The following is a 15,247-nucleotide window of genomic DNA, read 5'->3' on the forward strand; positions in this document are numbered from 1 at the left end:
AACCACGATACTCGGGCTTCTGCCGCTGGCGATTAATTGGGGCGAAGGTGGCGATATGCTCCAGCCAATGGCAATCGCGGTAATTGGCGGGTTGTTCTTCTCGCTGTTTGTGACACTGTTGTTGTTACCAAATTTGTATTATATTTTCGAGTCTGATAAGAAACTTTAAAGGTTATAAATATGCCTAGTAAACATCAAATCCTGTTAATCCGTTCGCCAAAATGTCGTAAAAGCAACATTGTCGAGCACTTTCTGAAAAACGCTAATTTGCCCTATTCGGTCAAATATCTGGATGATCCGAGCGTTAAGGGACTCGTTGAAAAATTCCAGATTAAAGCCTCACCGGGTATCATTATTGGAGAACAGTCCATCAATCCTTATGATATTATTGATAAGTGCAAAATCAAAAATCCAGAGCAACTTAATAATCGTCTGAAGGAATTGTTAAATCATAAATAGTTAGAATTCGTCGAATACAAACAAGGAGACAACGTGAAAAAACTTTTCAATCAAAACGGCGAGTGGCACTGGTTCACCGGCGGACTGCTGGTGTCGCTTCTGTCCATGATCACCTATTTTCTGTTTCAGGCTTTGAGTTATAAAGATTACCCTTTCGGCATCACGGCTGGAATCGGCTATATCTCGGCGCTGTTCCGGTACATCTTTCCGGGTTTGACCACCAATCCGGTAATTAAAAATCTGAGCACAGATACTGCGGCCTTTGTGGAATTTTTCTTGCTGATCGGGATTGTGGTTGGCGGCTACACCGGCGCCAAATTTTCTCATCAGTATCAACCGGAGATTATTCCTGCGGTGTGGTCTAAATATCACGGTGCAAATATCTGGAAACGATTTGCGGTTGTCCTCATTGGTGGCTTCCTGATGGGCTGGGGCGCCATTCTGGCTTCCGGTTGTACAACGGGGAATATTCTGCAGGGCTGGGCGCATCTATCGCTTGGGAGTATGGTTGCGGGCGCCTCCTTTTTTGTCACCGGAATTATCACGACAAAACTGCTCTATCGTCAGATGGGAGGTGTAAAGTGATTCTGAAAATCGTCATTGGATTACTCACAGGTTTCGCTTTCGGATTAATCTTACAACGCACCGGCATCACTAAATATCCCCGCGTCACCGGATTGCTTCTGCTCAAGGACTTCAAAATCCTGAAGTTTATGCTGACGGCGGTGATTATTTCCATGATCGGATTCCAGGTGATGAAGTATTTCGGTATCATCGAATTCAATCCCAAACCACTGGATTGGGGCAAATTGGTCGGCGGACTGCTTTTTGGAGTCGGGATGGGATTGTCGAACAATTCACGCAATTTTACCAAATGGAATTTATAGGAAAGCGGGTTTAAAATGATTGAAATTACTATCGTCGGATCCGGCTGTCTGAATTGCCGGAGACTCGAAGCGCTTTGTCGGGAAATAGTCGAGGAAAATAACATTCTAGCCAGCATCTCTAAAGTAACGGATTGGCGGCAGTTCACCGCTCTGGGAATCATGCTAACGCCTGGACTGCTGATTAACGGTAACGTCGTTTCCAGCGGGAAAATACCAGTTAAAGCTACATTGACGCACTGGATTCTAAATGCGGCGAAATCGTGATCATGTGGCTAAAAGAGCGCTTTGAATTATTACGCTTAAATGCTTTTAAAACTGAACACTGCTCAGTTATTTTACGAATTTTTTAAAACCGGGGCGGGGACCACTAGCACTTCATGAATGACTTTTTCAATAGTTACTTTCGGGAGTGAGCCAATTGCCATTTGCGGTTGACCTTCCATCGGTATAAACAAGATAGAAGGTATGCTTCGGATATTAAAGATGCTGGCTAATTCGGATTCCTGATCCGTATTTATTTTATAGACCTTAATCTTACCCTCATACTTTTTTGCCATATCTTCGAGAATTGGCGAAACCATTTTGCAGGGTTGACACCAGTCGGCGTAGAAGTCGATAATGCACGGAACGTCGCCGGTATATTTCCATTCGGAAAATTTCTCATAGTCAAATACATCGGTTATGAATTTTTGTTTTGTTAATTTTTCAGACATTTTAATCTCCATTGAATTCTAATATTTTTACATTTTGATTGGTTTGAGAAAATTCACGTAAAATGGTTACAACTAAAAATTGTGCCCGATTGACAAATAAACGAGATTCCTTCCGTGTAAATTAAATCCGTAATCCAGCGAGATCGGACCGACGGGCGTGGGAATGAGTACGCCGGTTTTAAAACCGGGGCGAAGTTCGCGCCAGTTGAAATATTGGATATCTTCCCAAACGTTTCCAAATTTTCCGGTAAGTTGATAATAGATGCCCGACGCCAGCGGCGCGCGGACACCAATTCCGACAGATAGGATTAATCGTCCCCACAATTCATCCTGATGATAGCCCGGCAGAGATTCACTTCCGCCCAGACGGAATTTCTCGAATATCGACAAGGCGGAATTGAGATAACCCAACTGAAGATTTGTTGAAAAAGTGTATTTATCGTTGAAAGTTTCAAAAGATGACGATTCGACTGAGAACCGATCGAATAGAAGCAGTTTGTTTTTATTGAAGGAATGTTGAAAAAGGACATTGTTAATGCGACCTCGAGTCGGTAGATCGATATCATCCGTGTTTTCGACGAGAATCCTGAGCAACAGACTGCCGGTTTCATAACTGGTTTTCGAAATTATAGGGCGATAACTACTGTCGGATTCTACATTCGTCGATTCGTATTGAAAACCAACTGAAGTCAGACCTACTCGCTTAACTTGAACGCCGCCGCTGAATTCTAAACCGGTTTTAGTGAATTCGCCGAAACTCGTGCGTTTCATGTTTTGGTAAAGCGGTATATTTTCTTCCTGTCTGAAAAGAGACAGGTAACCAGTCAGAGTTGTTGTCCAGATACGCGGAGTTCGGAAATCCCACGCCAACCGCCGGTATTGATCACTAGCGATGAGATAAACTAGATTGTCGATTCCGACGCCGAAGAGATTTTTATATTTCATAGAGGCGAAGCCGCGTGTTTCCCGCTCGCTGTCGAACCTTGCCCCAAAGGAGAATTGCGTACGTTCTTGTTCTTCGATATCGAATTTCAGATCAGCGGAATCGCCGCCCGCCTGACTTAGAGAAATATAGACGTTTTTGAAAAGTCCGGTACTATAAAGATTCTTAACGCTCCTCCGCGCAAGGTTCAGGTTCCAGCGATCGCCTTTCTTAAGTGTTATTTCCCGATCAATCACCATTTTTTTAGTCAGAAGATTAGGGGTAAAATGAATAGAACGAATAAACAAACTGTCTGTCTGGGAAATCGTTCGGTTTAATTGGTCGGCTGAAGGTTTGCGATGTGTAGCGTAAGGGTGGATTTTTTCAACCTGTAATTTGGTTTGTTCATACCCGTAGTCGATGAGTGTCTGAACCGAATCGAAATCGGTCGATGTAATTTCTCCGATTTCCGGATGGATCAGTACGTTAGCCAGATGTAGGTTGCGCGTGTCGGAAAAAAAGGAAATCGTGTTAACCGCCTGTCCCCACAAAGAAAATGGATCGATTTCGTTACCTAGTCGGACAATTTTACTAGAGGCATCAACGGCGATGATAAAATTTGCCCCGAGGTCTTGAGCGACGTCGCACGGGACATTGTTTGTCAAACCGCCGTCGATCAGCAAAAAGGAATCGATTGCAACCGGCGCAAGAATGAACGGATAGGATGAACTGGCAGTAATAGCTTTGGCTAAATTTCCACTTCTTAGAACAACAGATTTTCCGGTACGGATGTCGGTCGCTATTGCCCGGAACGGAATGGTGAGACTGTCAAAATCTCCGCCGGTCGCAAAGTCGGGATAAATTGTCGCCTGCGTTATGCGCTCGTTAATGCCTTGCGTTGAAAGTAAATTTTTCGGGAAGATGACATTGAAATGATTATCGAAACGGAGTGAAAAGATCGCGGGTAACTCAACCATTTTTTGAGAGACGAATTCGATCTCGCGATAGGATTGATACGAAAAAAGCTTGATCCAGTTTGTCTCCTCAACATAGGTTTGAATTTCTTCCGGTGTTTTTCCCGCCGCATATAAAGCGCCGATCAACGCGCCCATGCTGGTGCCGACGATCAAATCGGGATAGAATCCGATTTCTTCAAGCGCCTTAATAACGCCGATATGCGCAAAGCCGCGTGCGCCGCCACCGCTTAGAACCAAGGCTGTTTTGACGTGCGTGCTGTCCTGACACAGCACCGCCTGCGGCGCGTTCAGAATCAGCGCAAGCGTCAGAATGAAGAAAAGTACTTTGGATTTGACGATACAATTACACACGTGTAAAACTAATTATTCGGGATGATTTTGACAAAGAATATGTTACACCGCCGATTTTCGGCAGTTCTCGAACATTGGCCGGGAGAATCCTTTCGCGCCAAATTTTTTGATCCTCAGATTCCAAACGGATTTCTGACCTTTGAACGAGACGATTCGGGAAAAGTCAGCGGAATCAAATTGGACTTCCCACCGCTATTGGATGTCGATTTCTCGGAACTCGAAATACGGAGGAAGAATGAGTCGGTTTTCCGGTCACTGGTTACTGCTTACTGATTACTGCTCACTGCTGACTAATCACCTGCCTAAGCTCACCAAACATAACTTGCAATCGACTGCAATTGATTTTATATCTAACAGTGAATATTTCGGCGACAGTAATTAGAAAATGAAACCCTCGCTAAAGGGAATCTTGCCCTCAAGCCAGCGGATTTTAGCGCCTTTCTTTTTGCGATAACACCATTGTTGTAAACGCAGAAAATATAATCCAAGAAGGATGAATAAAATGCTAAAAAAGATGAAAACCGGCTCAAAGTCAGAAATCACATCTCCGAAAGAGTTGACAACGAAAGTTGATAGATCGAAATCAGGTTTTCCCATCGTAGGGATTGGCGCATCCGCGGGCGGACTGGAGGCGAACTGCGTCTACGTCATCCCTCCCAACAAAGACCTGTCCATCCTGCACGGCGTCCTGCATCTGCTGACTCCACTCGCGCCGCGTGGACTGCGCCTGCCAATTGATTTCTTCTTTCGTTCGCTGGCAGAAGACCAGCAGGAACACAGCATCGGCGTGATCCTTTCGGGCATGGGCTCAGACGGCACGCTGGGACTGCGCACCATTAAAGAAAAGGGCGGCAGTGTTTTTGTGCAGGAACCCAGCACGGCAAAATTTGACGGGATGCCACACAGCGCAATTGATGCCGGGCTGGCAGATGTGATCGCGGCGATAAACGAACTGCCCGCCAGTATCAGCGCCTTTATTCACCACGCGCCGCTCTTCACCAAACCCAACCTGCTCGATGAAGACCAGGCGAAGAGTTCCATCGAAAAAGTGCGCGTATAGAAGAACTGGAACGCGAACTCAACCACGCGCATCAGGAAGTGCAACCCATCCGCGAAGAAATGCAGACCTCGCAGGAGGAACTCAAATCAGCCAATGAGGAGTTGCAATCTACCAACGAGGAACTGCAATCCACCAATGAGGAGTTGACCACTTCCAAGGAAGAGATATACAATCCATGAACGAAGAGTTGCAAGCGGTCAATAACGAATTGCAAGCCAACGTGGACGAACTCTCGCACACGAACAACGACATGAAGAACCTGCTCGACAGCACCGACATCGTCACCCTGTTTTTGGATAATGCCCTCCTGTGCGTGCGGCGCTTCACCGCGCAGACCAGCAAGATCACCCAATTGATTTCCAGTGATGTGGGGCGCCCGATCACCAACATCGCCTCGGCATTGCTTTACCCGCAACTGGCGGAGGACGCGCGCGAAGTCCTGCGGACTCTGGTCAAACAACTGTTGACCTTCGCCCGAAAAACCGAACCCAGTTGGCAGGCGGTTAGTATTAACCAGATCATCGAAGAACTGATGAAATTATTTGCCGAAACCTTCCCGAAAACGATTGAAGTCAAGACGAAAATGGAGATGGTGCCTTTTATATTGGGCGACGCCGGTCAACTTCATCAGGTTTTGCTGAACCTCTGTGTGAACGCCCGCGACGCCATGCCGAACGGTGGTTTGTTGACGATCCAGACAGATACGATGGCGGGCAATGCAGTCCGATTGCTCCTGCCACAGGCTTCCAACTTAGAATATACCCGGATCAAAATCTCGGATACCGGCACTGGCATGAGTGAAGCGACAATCAAGCGTATCTTCGATCCATTCTTCACAACAAAAGAATTTTGAAAAGGAACCGGTCTGGGACTCTCGATTGTCTATGGCATCGTGACCGACCATCATGGTTTCATTCTGGTTGACAGCGTTTTGGAAAAAGGAACGACGTTTACCGTTTATCTGCCCGTTCCTCAAGACGCCGAATCGCTGGAAATATCGACAGATCGTGTCAAGGAAAACATCGCCGGCGGAAACGAAACGATCCTCATCGTAGAAGATGAAGAGATGGTACTGGATTTTTTAAAAGAAGTCCTGGAGGAAAGAGGGTATCACGTGGTAATGCCGTCAACGGTAAAGCCGCTTTGCAGAAATACGGCGAACAAGGTTCAAAAATCGACTTAATCATCAGCGACATCGGCTTGCCCATCATGAACGGAATAGAACTCTTTGAACGGCTCATCGTGGCGAATCCGCAGGTGAAGGTGATTATTGCCAGCGGCTACATTGAACCGGATAAGAGATCCGATCTGCTGTCTCGCGGATTGAAAGATTTTGTTCAGAAGCCGTATCGACCGTCGGAAGTCTGGACAAAAGTCCGCGAAGCGTTAGACCCGCCTCTGTCAGCAAGTTGAGAAGCAAAGACAGTGAGCAGTGAAAAGTGACTGATAACTGATTACTGATTACTGGTCGTTGGAAACCGTAAAATGGGAGTTGGGAGAAGGGACGCAGATTTGTTAGGAACTCACACCTGTTCTCAACCTTCATTTCTTCTTTTCGTCTTCTTTCGTCCCTTTTTGTGGTCAATTTTCTTCTCTTATCTGTTTCCATCCACCGTCGTTGGCGGGGTTCAGCGCTAATCCGCGGCTAAAAAATCCGAGGGATTGTATCTGCATCTAAAAATCCGGCTCTAAGAATCGGTATTGAATGAATTGCTTGAATTAACCCTGCTGTTGGGCTAATTTACTATCCGAAAGGAGTGTGTTAATGGAAAGAGTTTATATTTCGTGTGATATGGAAGGAATCGGAGGGGTTTGCAGTGATCGCCATCGTGAACTCAAGGACTACTTTTACGAATGGGCGCGGAAACTGATGACGCTCGAACTCAACACGGTTGCCGAACTTCTTCTGAAACGTGGTGTCCGGGAAATCGTCGTGAACGATTCACACGATTATATGCTGAATCTCCACATTGACGAACTTTCCCCGGCAGTTCAATTGATCTCCGGCGCGCACAAAACCGACTCGATGATGGAAGGATTGACGGAAGATTTCGACGGCGCGATTTTCATCGGCTACCACGGAAAAGGCGGTTTGCACGACGCGGTTCTGTCGCATACTTACGCCGACTCCATTGCAAAGGCTGTTCTCAATGACCGCTGGGTCGGCGAGACGACGCTGAATGCCGCATTTTGCGGAGCGAAAAACGTCCCGCTTTTGTTGGTCGCCGGCGATAACAAAGTCGCCGAAGAGGTTACGGAACTGAAGACCGGAACTGCGTCCGTCGTCACCAAAACCGGCATCTCGCGCTCGACCGGAATTATGATTCATCCGACGAAAATCACCGAACGTTATGAAAATGCAATCGATAAGGTTTTTCAGACGAAAATCGAACCTTTTCAGCTGAATCCGCCGTTCCAGTTTGAAGTGACGCTGAGGGAAACACAGATGACGGAAATAGCGCTTCGCGTTCCCGGGACTCATCGAATTTCCGATCAAACCGTCGGATTTTCACACGACGATTATGTCACCGCTTACCGCGCGTTTCTGGCGGTTCAATCTTTAGCCTCCGCCAATTACTTAAAGTGAAAATGAAATCCATTTGGCCTAAAATTAAAATTTCTCTTCGCAACAAGTTGATCGCCGGCATTCTGGCGCTGATTCCAATCGCCGTCACGGTCTATTTTTTCAAACTTTTTATCAGTTTGTTTGACGACATGGTTCGTCCCGCTTTGGATCCATTAATCGGTTTTCATATTCCGGGACTCGGATTGATCGTTTCTATTTTGCTTATTTATCTACTCGGCGTAGTCATGACGAATGTGCTGGGAAAGGCGATGTTTCAGGTGTTCGAAAAATGGCTGAATTACATTCCGCTGGTTCGGACGGTTTATCAAACGATTAAACAAATTTTAAGCGCCCTATCATTTTCAAAAGCCGGATTCGAGAAGGTTGTCTTTATTGAATATCCGCGAAAAGGTTGCTGGACGCTTGGATTCGTCACCGGCCAATCAGTGGGAAAAGACGGAACAAAATTTGTCCATATTTTTCTGCCGACGACACCAAATCCGACTTCCGGCTGGGCGCTGTTTCTCGAAGAAAAGGATGTTGTCCCATCGGAAATGACCGTTGAACAGGGTTTGAAAACCATTATCTCAGGCGGAGCGATCGCCCCGACTCAGATGAATTTTTTCGGAGCAAAGGATAAAGAATAGTTTTCGGGAATTGACTGAACGCTCTTTAACCTTCAATTTTAGTTTTGTTAATTGAATGAAAGTGAGTACGAATGAAAATTAAATATATCGACGGAAAACGGTTCTCACTCGGTATCCGGGCAGGCACCAAACGCGTCGTTGACCATCAGGATTACCTGAACGAAATTAATGTCTTCCCGGTTCCCGATGCCGACACCGGCACCAACATGGCTTCGACTCTTCGGACAGTCGTCGAAAACTTGCAAGAGAAAACGCCGGTGGACATCGACCAATCGAGCAAACAGATCGCCGATTCAGCTCTTGAAGGCGCGCGCGGCAACAGCGGCGTCATCTTAGCGCAATTTTTCTACGGGCTCTACAAAGGACTCGGCAAGTTGAAGAAAATCAATACCGAGCAGTTCGCCAAAGCCGCCAAATCGGCTAAGGAACATGCATACGAAGCGCTCTCGAAACCGAAGGAAGGGACAATACTGACGGTCATCAAAGACTGGGCGGAGAATGTTCACGAAAACAGCAAAACGATTCGCGATTTCGAGGAATTGCTTGGCAGATCACTGGAAGTCGCCAAGCGGTCGCTGGAGAATACGCGCAACAAATTAGAAGCGCTGAAATCCGCCGGCGTCGTCGATTCCGGAGCGCAGGGATTTGTTTATCTTCTCGAGGGAATTACGCATTTCATCAAACGCGGGCGGGCGAGAGACCTTGCGCAACCTGATCAGGTGAAAACCGGTTCCGTCGCCGCGACAGAAATTTTACCGGAAAACATCACTTACCGGTTCTGCACTGAATGTTTGATCGAAGGGAAGAGCATCAACATCCCGGAAATCCGATCGAAGATCGATTCAATGGGCGATAGCATTGTCGTCGCTGGTTCGCCGGAAAAAGCGCGGCTCCATATTCACAGCAATGAACCGGCGAAAGTATTTGCTATTGTTCGGAAATATGGTAATCTTACCCAGCAAAAAGCCGACGACATGCTGAAACAATTCAATATTTCCCACTCGAAACATCCGTCGATCGCGCTGGTTGCCGATTCGGCGTGCGATTTGCCGCAGGAAATCATCGATAAATATCACATTTACATCATTCCTGTTCGCATCAGTTTTGGGCAATCGACGTACATTGACAAAGTGACCATCACGCCGGAATATTTTTATCAAATGCTGGAATCGGAGCCACATCATCCGAAGACTTCGCAACCGCCGCCAATAGATTTTACGAATGCCTTTGGCTTTTTATTGTCGCATTATGAATCGATTATTGCGATCCATTTGCCGTCGGTTGCCAGCGGAACTTTGCAGAGCGCGTTGAATGCCGCCAAGCAATTTCCGGGGAAAAAGATCACTGTTATCGATGCGCGGTCATTGTCGATCACATTCGGAATGGTTGTACAAAAAGCGGCAGAGTTGATTTATAGCGGAAAATCGCATGACGAAGTCGTTGCGATCGTTGATAAATATCCTCCCAAAACACAGGTGTTCGTCAGTATTCCAAATCTGAAATATCTGGTGAGAGGCGGAAGAGTCAGCAAGGCCAAGGGGCTTCTGGCTAAATTTTTAAATATCAAGCCGATTTTGAAATTAAATGAACTCGGTATGCCGGTGCATTACTCGAAAAGTTTCTCGAATATCGGCGGCATGAAAAAAGTGCTCAAGTTTGCGACGTCCTTAGCGAGAGAGAAGAAAAATCCCCGTTTCATTGTGGCACATGCCAACAATCCCAAAATTGCCAGATTCTTGCGAAGGAAACTGTTCCGTGAATTTGGCATGAATGATATCAAAATTCTTCCGATTGCGCCCGTTCTCGGCGCTCACGTCGGAAACGGCGCGGCGGCAATCGGCCTTTCATGGAGTGAATAATGATTACATTAATTATGGTTCTTATTTTAAGTTATCTCGTTGGATCCATTCCGTCGAGCATTATCGTCGGTAAATTGACAAAAGGAATCGATGTCCGGCAATTTGGTTCGGGAAACGCTGGCGGCACGAACGCCTTTCGTGTTCTGGGGTGGAAAGCGGGCTTATTTGTCTCGCTTTTTGATATAGCCAAAGGCGTATTCGCGACGGTCGTCATCTCACGCATCAGAATCGGCGACCTTCCATTTGAAAACGAAACGCTGGTCATGGTGCTGGCGGGATTATGCGCGATTTTAGGACATACTTTTACGATCTTCGCCGGATTTAAGGGCGGAAAAGGCGTAGCGTGTGGAGCAGGAATGATTATTGGGCTTTATCCGTCCGCATTTTTAGTTTGTCTTGTGATCTTTGCGTTGGTCTTGTTTTTGACGGGAATTGTCTCTATATCGTCAATGACCGCCGCGGTGAGTTTGCCGTTCATCCTGCTGGTCTCGAACCAACTATCCGGCGGACAAGTCGATAAGGGATTGATCATTTTTAGTTTTATCATCCCGTTATTTATTATTTACACACACCGAACGAACATCTCACGGTTAATTCACGGTGAGGAGAAATCGTTCGATAAAATCCGGATATTCTGTAGGAAAAAGAAAAACACCTAACTGAATTGTTTTTCAGTAATTCATCGAAGGATTTCAAAATGTCGAAATCGAAACATCAGCTTCTAAAGTTCATCTTGAAAAAGTACCTTTTCGCGGCGGCTTTTATCATCTTGATTCTTAAATCGTCTGTGTACTCTCAGATTCCTTTTAGTGATTTCGAGATTGTTGAAAGTATTCCCATTGGAACGGTGCTGGATAATCCAGAGATTCGAAATACGACACCGGTCTGGCTGGAACTGATCGGTTCTGCGAAAAAATCTCTCGACGTCGAGCAATTTTATATTGCCAATCAACCCGGCGAGCCGTTAGATACTGTTCTCACCGCGATCGTTCATGCCGCAAACCGAGGCGTCAAAGTCCGCATTATTGCCGATCTGAACATGTCCAAAACTTATCCAGAATCGCTGGAGAGACTTAAGCAGGTTCGGAATATAGATGTTCGCATCATCGCCGCATTTGCTAAAAGCGGCGTTCAGCATAGTAAATTCTTCATCGTCGATCGCGAAATTGTCTTTCTTGGCAGTCAGAATTTCGATTGGCGTTCGCTGAAACATATTCACGAAATCGGCGTGAAAGTCCGTCATTCAGGCTACGCGCAGGCGATGACCGGATTATTTGAATTTGACTGGCATCAGAGTCAGGTTGGACGAAAAATACCTGTTCAGCAAACCAAACCACCAATGTCTTTTGAAATTTTATCTGGTAAAACCGACGCGATCCGATTTTATCCAACTGCCAATCCGGTTGGCGACATTCCCGAGGGTTTTCAATGGGATGAAACCGCGATCGTAGCGGCAATTGATCAGGCGAAAAAAAGTGTTTATGTTCAACTATTGAGTTACTCACCATCGGAACGTAACGGTTTGTACGACGTTCTCGACAATGCATTGAGACGCGCGGCGGCTCGCGGCGTTGATGTGCGTCTGCTTGTTTCGGACTGGTGCCAAAAAAAGTATGAAGTGCCGTTTTTGAAAAGTCTGACCGTTTTGCCAAATATCGAAGTGAAACTGAGCACAATTCCGGAATACGAAGGCGGTTACATTTCCTTTGCCCGCGTCGAACATTGTAAAATGATGACCGTGGACGACTCTTTAACATGGATCGGAACGAGCAATTGGAGCCGCGACTATTTTTACGATTCCCGAAACGTCGGCTTGATAATCCGGAGCGCTAAGATAAATGAAACAGTCAAATCGATTTTTTTGAAAAGCTGGAACGGACCTTACTCATGGAATATCCAAACGGACGTCGAATATCAAACGAAATTTTACGGTGAGAAAGATTAAAATCCGAAAAAAGTGCGCATCAATATTGATTGTAAAATTTTGAATCGTTATTTTTATCATGTACTGAAGGAGAGATGGTTATGAAAAAAATATGGATAGTCCCGATACTGACAGCGCTTTTGGTTTTTTCATGCACGACAACGACGCCAACCGATGAAGACGATCTGACGCCTCCCGGCGTTCCGGCGAATTTCAGGATCGACGGCGCGCTCTCCGGCGACGGAAAGGTCATGCTGAAATGGAATGCCAATGACGAAGATGATTTCCGTTCCTATCGCCTCTACCGAACGACCAATTCAGATATTGAGACAACCTATACGCTCTTGATTGAAACGACTCAAAACCAATATTTAAACGTTGGTTTGGATTACAACACAACATACTATTACCGTCTTTCGGCGATCGATAACAACGGCAACGAAAGCGAAAAAGGCAACGAAGTTCATCTCAAACCGCAGAATTTAAATCCGCCGGCCACTCCGCAAGGACTGAAAGTTTACGGATACAACGTCCCGAACGAAACGGCTCGGATCTATGTCCAATGGGCGCCGAACACCGAAACGGATTTTCTTCATTACAATGTTTATAAGTCCACCAGCGATTTCTTCGCCACCGATTCGACCACTTTTCTGGAAAACCTGACGGCGACGAGTTTTTCCGATACTGACATAACGATTGGAACGAAATATTACTACAAAGTCACGGCAGTCGATCAAGGATTGAAAGAAAGTCAGAGTTCCGATATGAGAAGCGACCTCGCGCTCGCAAATCCTGTACAGACGTCACCAGTAAATAATGCGACAGGTCAGTCGCTGAGGCCAACTTTCACATGGCAAAAACTGGATGGCGCAACGAAATACAACGTGATCGTTCAGGCTTTTTCTCAAAGCGGTGAAATCTGGACGGGAACCGTTGTTCAGCCGACGACGGGAACAACCGTATCGATGCAATTTCCTGTCAGTCCGGTTCTGTCGAAAAATACGGTCTACTATTGGAAAGTCGCGTCATTCTCTTCGGACAATATACAGGCGAATTCCTATAGTTTGACATGGCGTTTCACGACGACAAATTAAAGGTATTCGTTTCCAGTAGAGCCAGACGGTTTTTATCGATTCAACATCGTTGATAAATTGTCTGAAAAGGCGTATTTTCTCCGCCATGAATTATGCTCAGTATTTTCAAAATTGTTTAGATTTAAAACGTAGCTATCTCTGTGTGGGAATTGATCCTGATCCGGCATTAATGCCGATCGAATTTGATCGCTCGCCGGAGGGCGTTTATCGTTTTGTTTGGGAAGTCGTTCAGGCGACGAAAGACCTGACGCCTGCCTATAAATTCAATCTTGCTTTTTTTGAATATTGGGGATGGAAAGGCTGGCAGGTTCTGGAACGTTTGCTCGAAGAAATGCCGAACGACGTTTTGCTGGTCGGCGACGCCAAACGCGGCGACATTGGCAACAGTTCGACATTTTACGCTAAATCCCTTCTGGAAACCCTGAAATTTCACGCCGTCACGCTAAGTCCTTATCTCGGTTCCGAAAGTCTTCAGCCGTTTTTACAGGATGAGACAAAAGGCGCATTTGTGCTATGTGTGACCTCCAACCCGTCCGGGCGGGAGTTGCAGGATCACGGGGGCGATTTCCCATTATATCGGAAAACGGCGGAAATTGTCGAAAAATTGAATCAAAAACGAAATGCCGGATTGGTAATGGGCGCGACGAAGCCGGCGATATTGGTAGAAATGCGCGACCGTTTTCCGAGTTTGCCGTTTCTCATTCCCGGAGTGGGGACTCAGGGCGGAGAAGTGGCAACCGCCGTCGATGTTTGCCGAAAATGCGGCGCAGGACTAATTAATGTTTCGCGGGGTATCCTTTATCCTTCCGGCGGGAAATTTCCGGAAAATGTCCGTTCCGCCGCGCAATCATATCATGAACAATTTCAATTCTGAGGTAAGTCATGGCTGTCGAATCTTATGAAAATATTCTTAAAGAAAGCGGCGCGGTTCTGTCCGGACATTTTCTGCTCACTTCCGGACTTCACAGCGACACGTATGTCGAAAAATTCCGCGTTCTTCAGTTTCCGCTATTGACGGAAAAACTTTGCAAAGCGATTGCCGAACATTTTGTGGCGACAGCGCCGCATGTCGTCGTTGGAGCCGCGACTGGTGGGATCATCCTCAGCCATGTTGTCGCGCGGTTTTTTGCCTGCCGGAGCATCTTTGCGGAGCGCGAGGAAACCAGCCTGCTATTCCGGCGCGGATTCAAGATCGAAGAAGGCGAGCGAGTGATAATCGTTGATGACGTCGTTACAACCGGCGGTTCAATCTTCGAAATGATCGACCTGGTTATTAAACAGGGCGGGATTATCGTTGGAATCGGCGTTTTAATTGACCGAAGCGGCGGCAAAGTCAATTTTGGCTTTCCGTATTTTCCATTGGTAAAATTGGACATTCCGACGTTCAAACCCGACGTATGTCCCAAGTGTATGCAGGGAATTCCGCTAACCTCGCGCGGTCGGACGGGGAAAAAATGATTTTTTGCAATTTAGGTAGCGGAAGCAAAGGTAATAGCACTTACCTTCGCGGCGAGGGTGGAGCGATTTTGATTGATCAGGGTTTTTCCCTGAAGAATCTGACTGAACGGATGCAGTTAGCGAATCTTTCCCCAGAAGATGTAACCGCGATCGTCGTTTCCCATGAACATTTTGATCATATTAAAGGAGTCGGCGTCTTTGCTCGTCGCTTTCGCATTCCGGTTTTTTGCACCGAACTCACGCATCGGGCGATTCTCCCCGAGTTAATCCAAAAGGTGCAAATCGAGACTTTCACTGCCGGAGACATTCTCGAAATCAACGACATCCGAT

General features: G+C 46.4%; 18 protein-coding genes and 3 pseudogenes. 19 read left to right on the forward strand and 2 right to left on the reverse strand.

What is annotated here, in order from left to right; translation table 11 throughout:
- The 5 genes and pseudogenes from COT43_08075 to COT43_08095 form a co-directional block, all read left to right on the forward strand.
- A partial coding sequence (locus COT43_08075; protein PIS27891.1) for an AcrB/AcrD/AcrF family protein occupies positions 1-169 on the forward strand: 169 nt, incomplete at its 5' end.
- An 11-nt stretch (positions 170-180) separates the two neighbouring features.
- Positions 181-375 (forward strand): annotated as a pseudogene (locus tag COT43_08080) (hypothetical protein).
- A 117-nt stretch (positions 376-492) separates the two neighbouring features.
- Positions 493-1,044, forward strand: coding sequence for a hypothetical protein (locus COT43_08085; GenBank protein ID PIS27892.1), 552 nt, complete (start codon positions 493-495; stop codon positions 1,042-1,044).
- Positions 1,041-1,307: pseudogene (locus COT43_08090) on the forward strand (hypothetical protein). The gene COT43_08085 and the pseudogene COT43_08090 overlap by 4 nt, the downstream one beginning before the upstream one ends.
- Before the next feature lie 54 nt (positions 1,308-1,361).
- Complete coding sequence (locus tag COT43_08095) at positions 1,362-1,610, forward strand: thioredoxin family protein (protein PIS27893.1); 249 nt, start codon at positions 1,362-1,364, stop codon at positions 1,608-1,610.
- A 71-nt stretch (positions 1,611-1,681) separates the two neighbouring features.
- Here the strand turns inward: COT43_08095 and trxA are convergent, their stop codons facing one another.
- Together trxA and COT43_08105 are read right to left on the reverse strand one after the other, a co-directional pair.
- Positions 1,682-2,059: a thioredoxin gene (gene trxA, locus COT43_08100; GenBank protein ID PIS27894.1), complete on the reverse strand. Its 378-nt coding sequence runs from the start codon at positions 2,057-2,059 to the stop codon at positions 1,682-1,684.
- 72 nt (positions 2,060-2,131) lie between these two features.
- Complete coding sequence (locus tag COT43_08105) at positions 2,132-4,309, reverse strand: hypothetical protein (GenBank protein ID PIS27895.1); 2,178 nt, start codon at positions 4,307-4,309, stop codon at positions 2,132-2,134.
- Between the two features lie 39 nt (positions 4,310-4,348).
- On the opposite strand from COT43_08105, the gene COT43_08110 reads away from it, so the two are divergent.
- From COT43_08110 to COT43_08175, 14 genes and pseudogenes are all read left to right on the forward strand, one after another.
- A complete protein-coding gene (locus COT43_08110) occupies positions 4,349-4,582 on the forward strand; it encodes a hypothetical protein (GenBank protein ID PIS27896.1) in 234 nt (77 codons plus the stop codon).
- A 229-nt stretch (positions 4,583-4,811) separates the two neighbouring features.
- Positions 4,812-5,838 (forward strand): annotated as a pseudogene (locus tag COT43_08115) (hypothetical protein).
- 63 nt (positions 5,839-5,901) lie between these two features.
- A complete protein-coding gene (locus tag COT43_08120) occupies positions 5,902-6,222 on the forward strand; it encodes a hypothetical protein (GenBank protein PIS27908.1) in 321 nt (106 codons plus the stop codon).
- A 39-nt stretch (positions 6,223-6,261) separates the two neighbouring features.
- Complete coding sequence (locus COT43_08125) at positions 6,262-6,552, forward strand: hypothetical protein (protein PIS27897.1); 291 nt, start codon at positions 6,262-6,264, stop codon at positions 6,550-6,552.
- On the forward strand, positions 6,513-6,782 hold the full coding sequence (locus tag COT43_08130) for a hypothetical protein (GenBank protein PIS27898.1): 270 nt from the start codon (positions 6,513-6,515) through the stop codon (positions 6,780-6,782). Before COT43_08125 ends, COT43_08130 begins: the two co-directional genes overlap by 40 nt.
- A gap of 352 nt (positions 6,783-7,134) precedes the next feature.
- Complete coding sequence (locus tag COT43_08135) at positions 7,135-7,956, forward strand: hypothetical protein (protein PIS27899.1); 822 nt, start codon at positions 7,135-7,137, stop codon at positions 7,954-7,956.
- Positions 7,953-8,582 (forward strand): hypothetical protein, encoded by a 630-nt coding sequence (locus COT43_08140; protein ID PIS27900.1) that lies wholly within the window; start codon positions 7,953-7,955, stop codon positions 8,580-8,582. The genes COT43_08135 and COT43_08140 overlap by 4 nt, the downstream gene beginning before the upstream one ends.
- 71 nt (positions 8,583-8,653) lie before the next feature.
- Positions 8,654-10,441 carry a hypothetical protein gene (locus tag COT43_08145; GenBank protein PIS27901.1) on the forward strand — a complete coding sequence of 596 codons (1,788 nt, stop codon included), beginning with the start codon at positions 8,654-8,656 and terminating at the stop codon, positions 10,439-10,441.
- The gene (gene plsY / locus COT43_08150; GenBank protein ID PIS27902.1) at positions 10,441-11,100 is read left to right on the forward strand and encodes an acyl-phosphate glycerol 3-phosphate acyltransferase; all 660 of its coding nucleotides are present in this window, start codon (positions 10,441-10,443) and stop codon (positions 11,098-11,100) included. The genes COT43_08145 and plsY overlap by 1 nt, the downstream gene beginning before the upstream one ends.
- A 38-nt stretch (positions 11,101-11,138) precedes the next feature.
- The gene (locus COT43_08155) at positions 11,139-12,386 is read left to right on the forward strand and encodes a hypothetical protein (protein ID PIS27903.1); all 1,248 of its coding nucleotides are present in this window, start codon (positions 11,139-11,141) and stop codon (positions 12,384-12,386) included.
- Positions 12,387-12,466: 80 nt separating this feature from the next.
- Positions 12,467-13,459, forward strand: a complete 993-nt coding sequence (locus tag COT43_08160; protein ID PIS27904.1) for a hypothetical protein — start codon at positions 12,467-12,469, stop codon at positions 13,457-13,459.
- 85 nt (positions 13,460-13,544) lie between these two features.
- Positions 13,545-14,333 carry an orotidine-5'-phosphate decarboxylase gene (pyrF, locus tag COT43_08165; GenBank protein PIS27905.1) on the forward strand — a complete coding sequence of 263 codons (789 nt, stop codon included), beginning with the start codon at positions 13,545-13,547 and terminating at the stop codon, positions 14,331-14,333.
- An 8-nt stretch (positions 14,334-14,341) separates the two neighbouring features.
- The gene (locus tag COT43_08170; GenBank protein PIS27906.1) at positions 14,342-14,917 is read left to right on the forward strand and encodes an orotate phosphoribosyltransferase; all 576 of its coding nucleotides are present in this window, start codon (positions 14,342-14,344) and stop codon (positions 14,915-14,917) included.
- On the forward strand, positions 14,914-15,247 hold a 334-nt coding region (locus COT43_08175; GenBank protein ID PIS27907.1), incomplete at its 3' end, for an MBL fold metallo-hydrolase. The genes COT43_08170 and COT43_08175, both read left to right, overlap by 4 nt.

The organism is Candidatus Marinimicrobia bacterium CG08_land_8_20_14_0_20_45_22 (genome assembly GCA_002774355.1).
GTDB lineage: Bacteria > Fidelibacterota > UBA2242 > UBA2242 > UBA2242 > 0-14-0-20-45-22.

Coding starts and splice junctions, on each gene's coding strand:
- COT43_08095 (PIS27893.1), top strand. CDS start 1,362: ATGATTGAAATTACTATCGTCGGATCCGGCTGTCTGAATTGCCGGAGA.
- trxA (PIS27894.1), bottom strand. CDS start 2,059: ATGTCTGAAAAATTAACAAAACAAAAATTCATAACCGATGTATTTGAC.
- COT43_08110 (PIS27896.1), top strand. CDS start 4,349: ATGTTACACCGCCGATTTTCGGCAGTTCTCGAACATTGGCCGGGAGAA.
- COT43_08120 (PIS27908.1), top strand. CDS start 5,902: ATGAAATTATTTGCCGAAACCTTCCCGAAAACGATTGAAGTCAAGACG.
- COT43_08135 (PIS27899.1), top strand. CDS start 7,135: ATGGAAAGAGTTTATATTTCGTGTGATATGGAAGGAATCGGAGGGGTT.
- COT43_08145 (PIS27901.1), top strand. CDS start 8,654: ATGAAAATTAAATATATCGACGGAAAACGGTTCTCACTCGGTATCCGG.
- plsY (PIS27902.1), top strand. CDS start 10,441: ATGATTACATTAATTATGGTTCTTATTTTAAGTTATCTCGTTGGATCC.
- COT43_08155 (PIS27903.1), top strand. CDS start 11,139: ATGTCGAAATCGAAACATCAGCTTCTAAAGTTCATCTTGAAAAAGTAC.
- COT43_08160 (PIS27904.1), top strand. CDS start 12,467: ATGAAAAAAATATGGATAGTCCCGATACTGACAGCGCTTTTGGTTTTT.
- pyrF (PIS27905.1), top strand. CDS start 13,545: ATGAATTATGCTCAGTATTTTCAAAATTGTTTAGATTTAAAACGTAGC.
- COT43_08170 (PIS27906.1), top strand. CDS start 14,342: ATGGCTGTCGAATCTTATGAAAATATTCTTAAAGAAAGCGGCGCGGTT.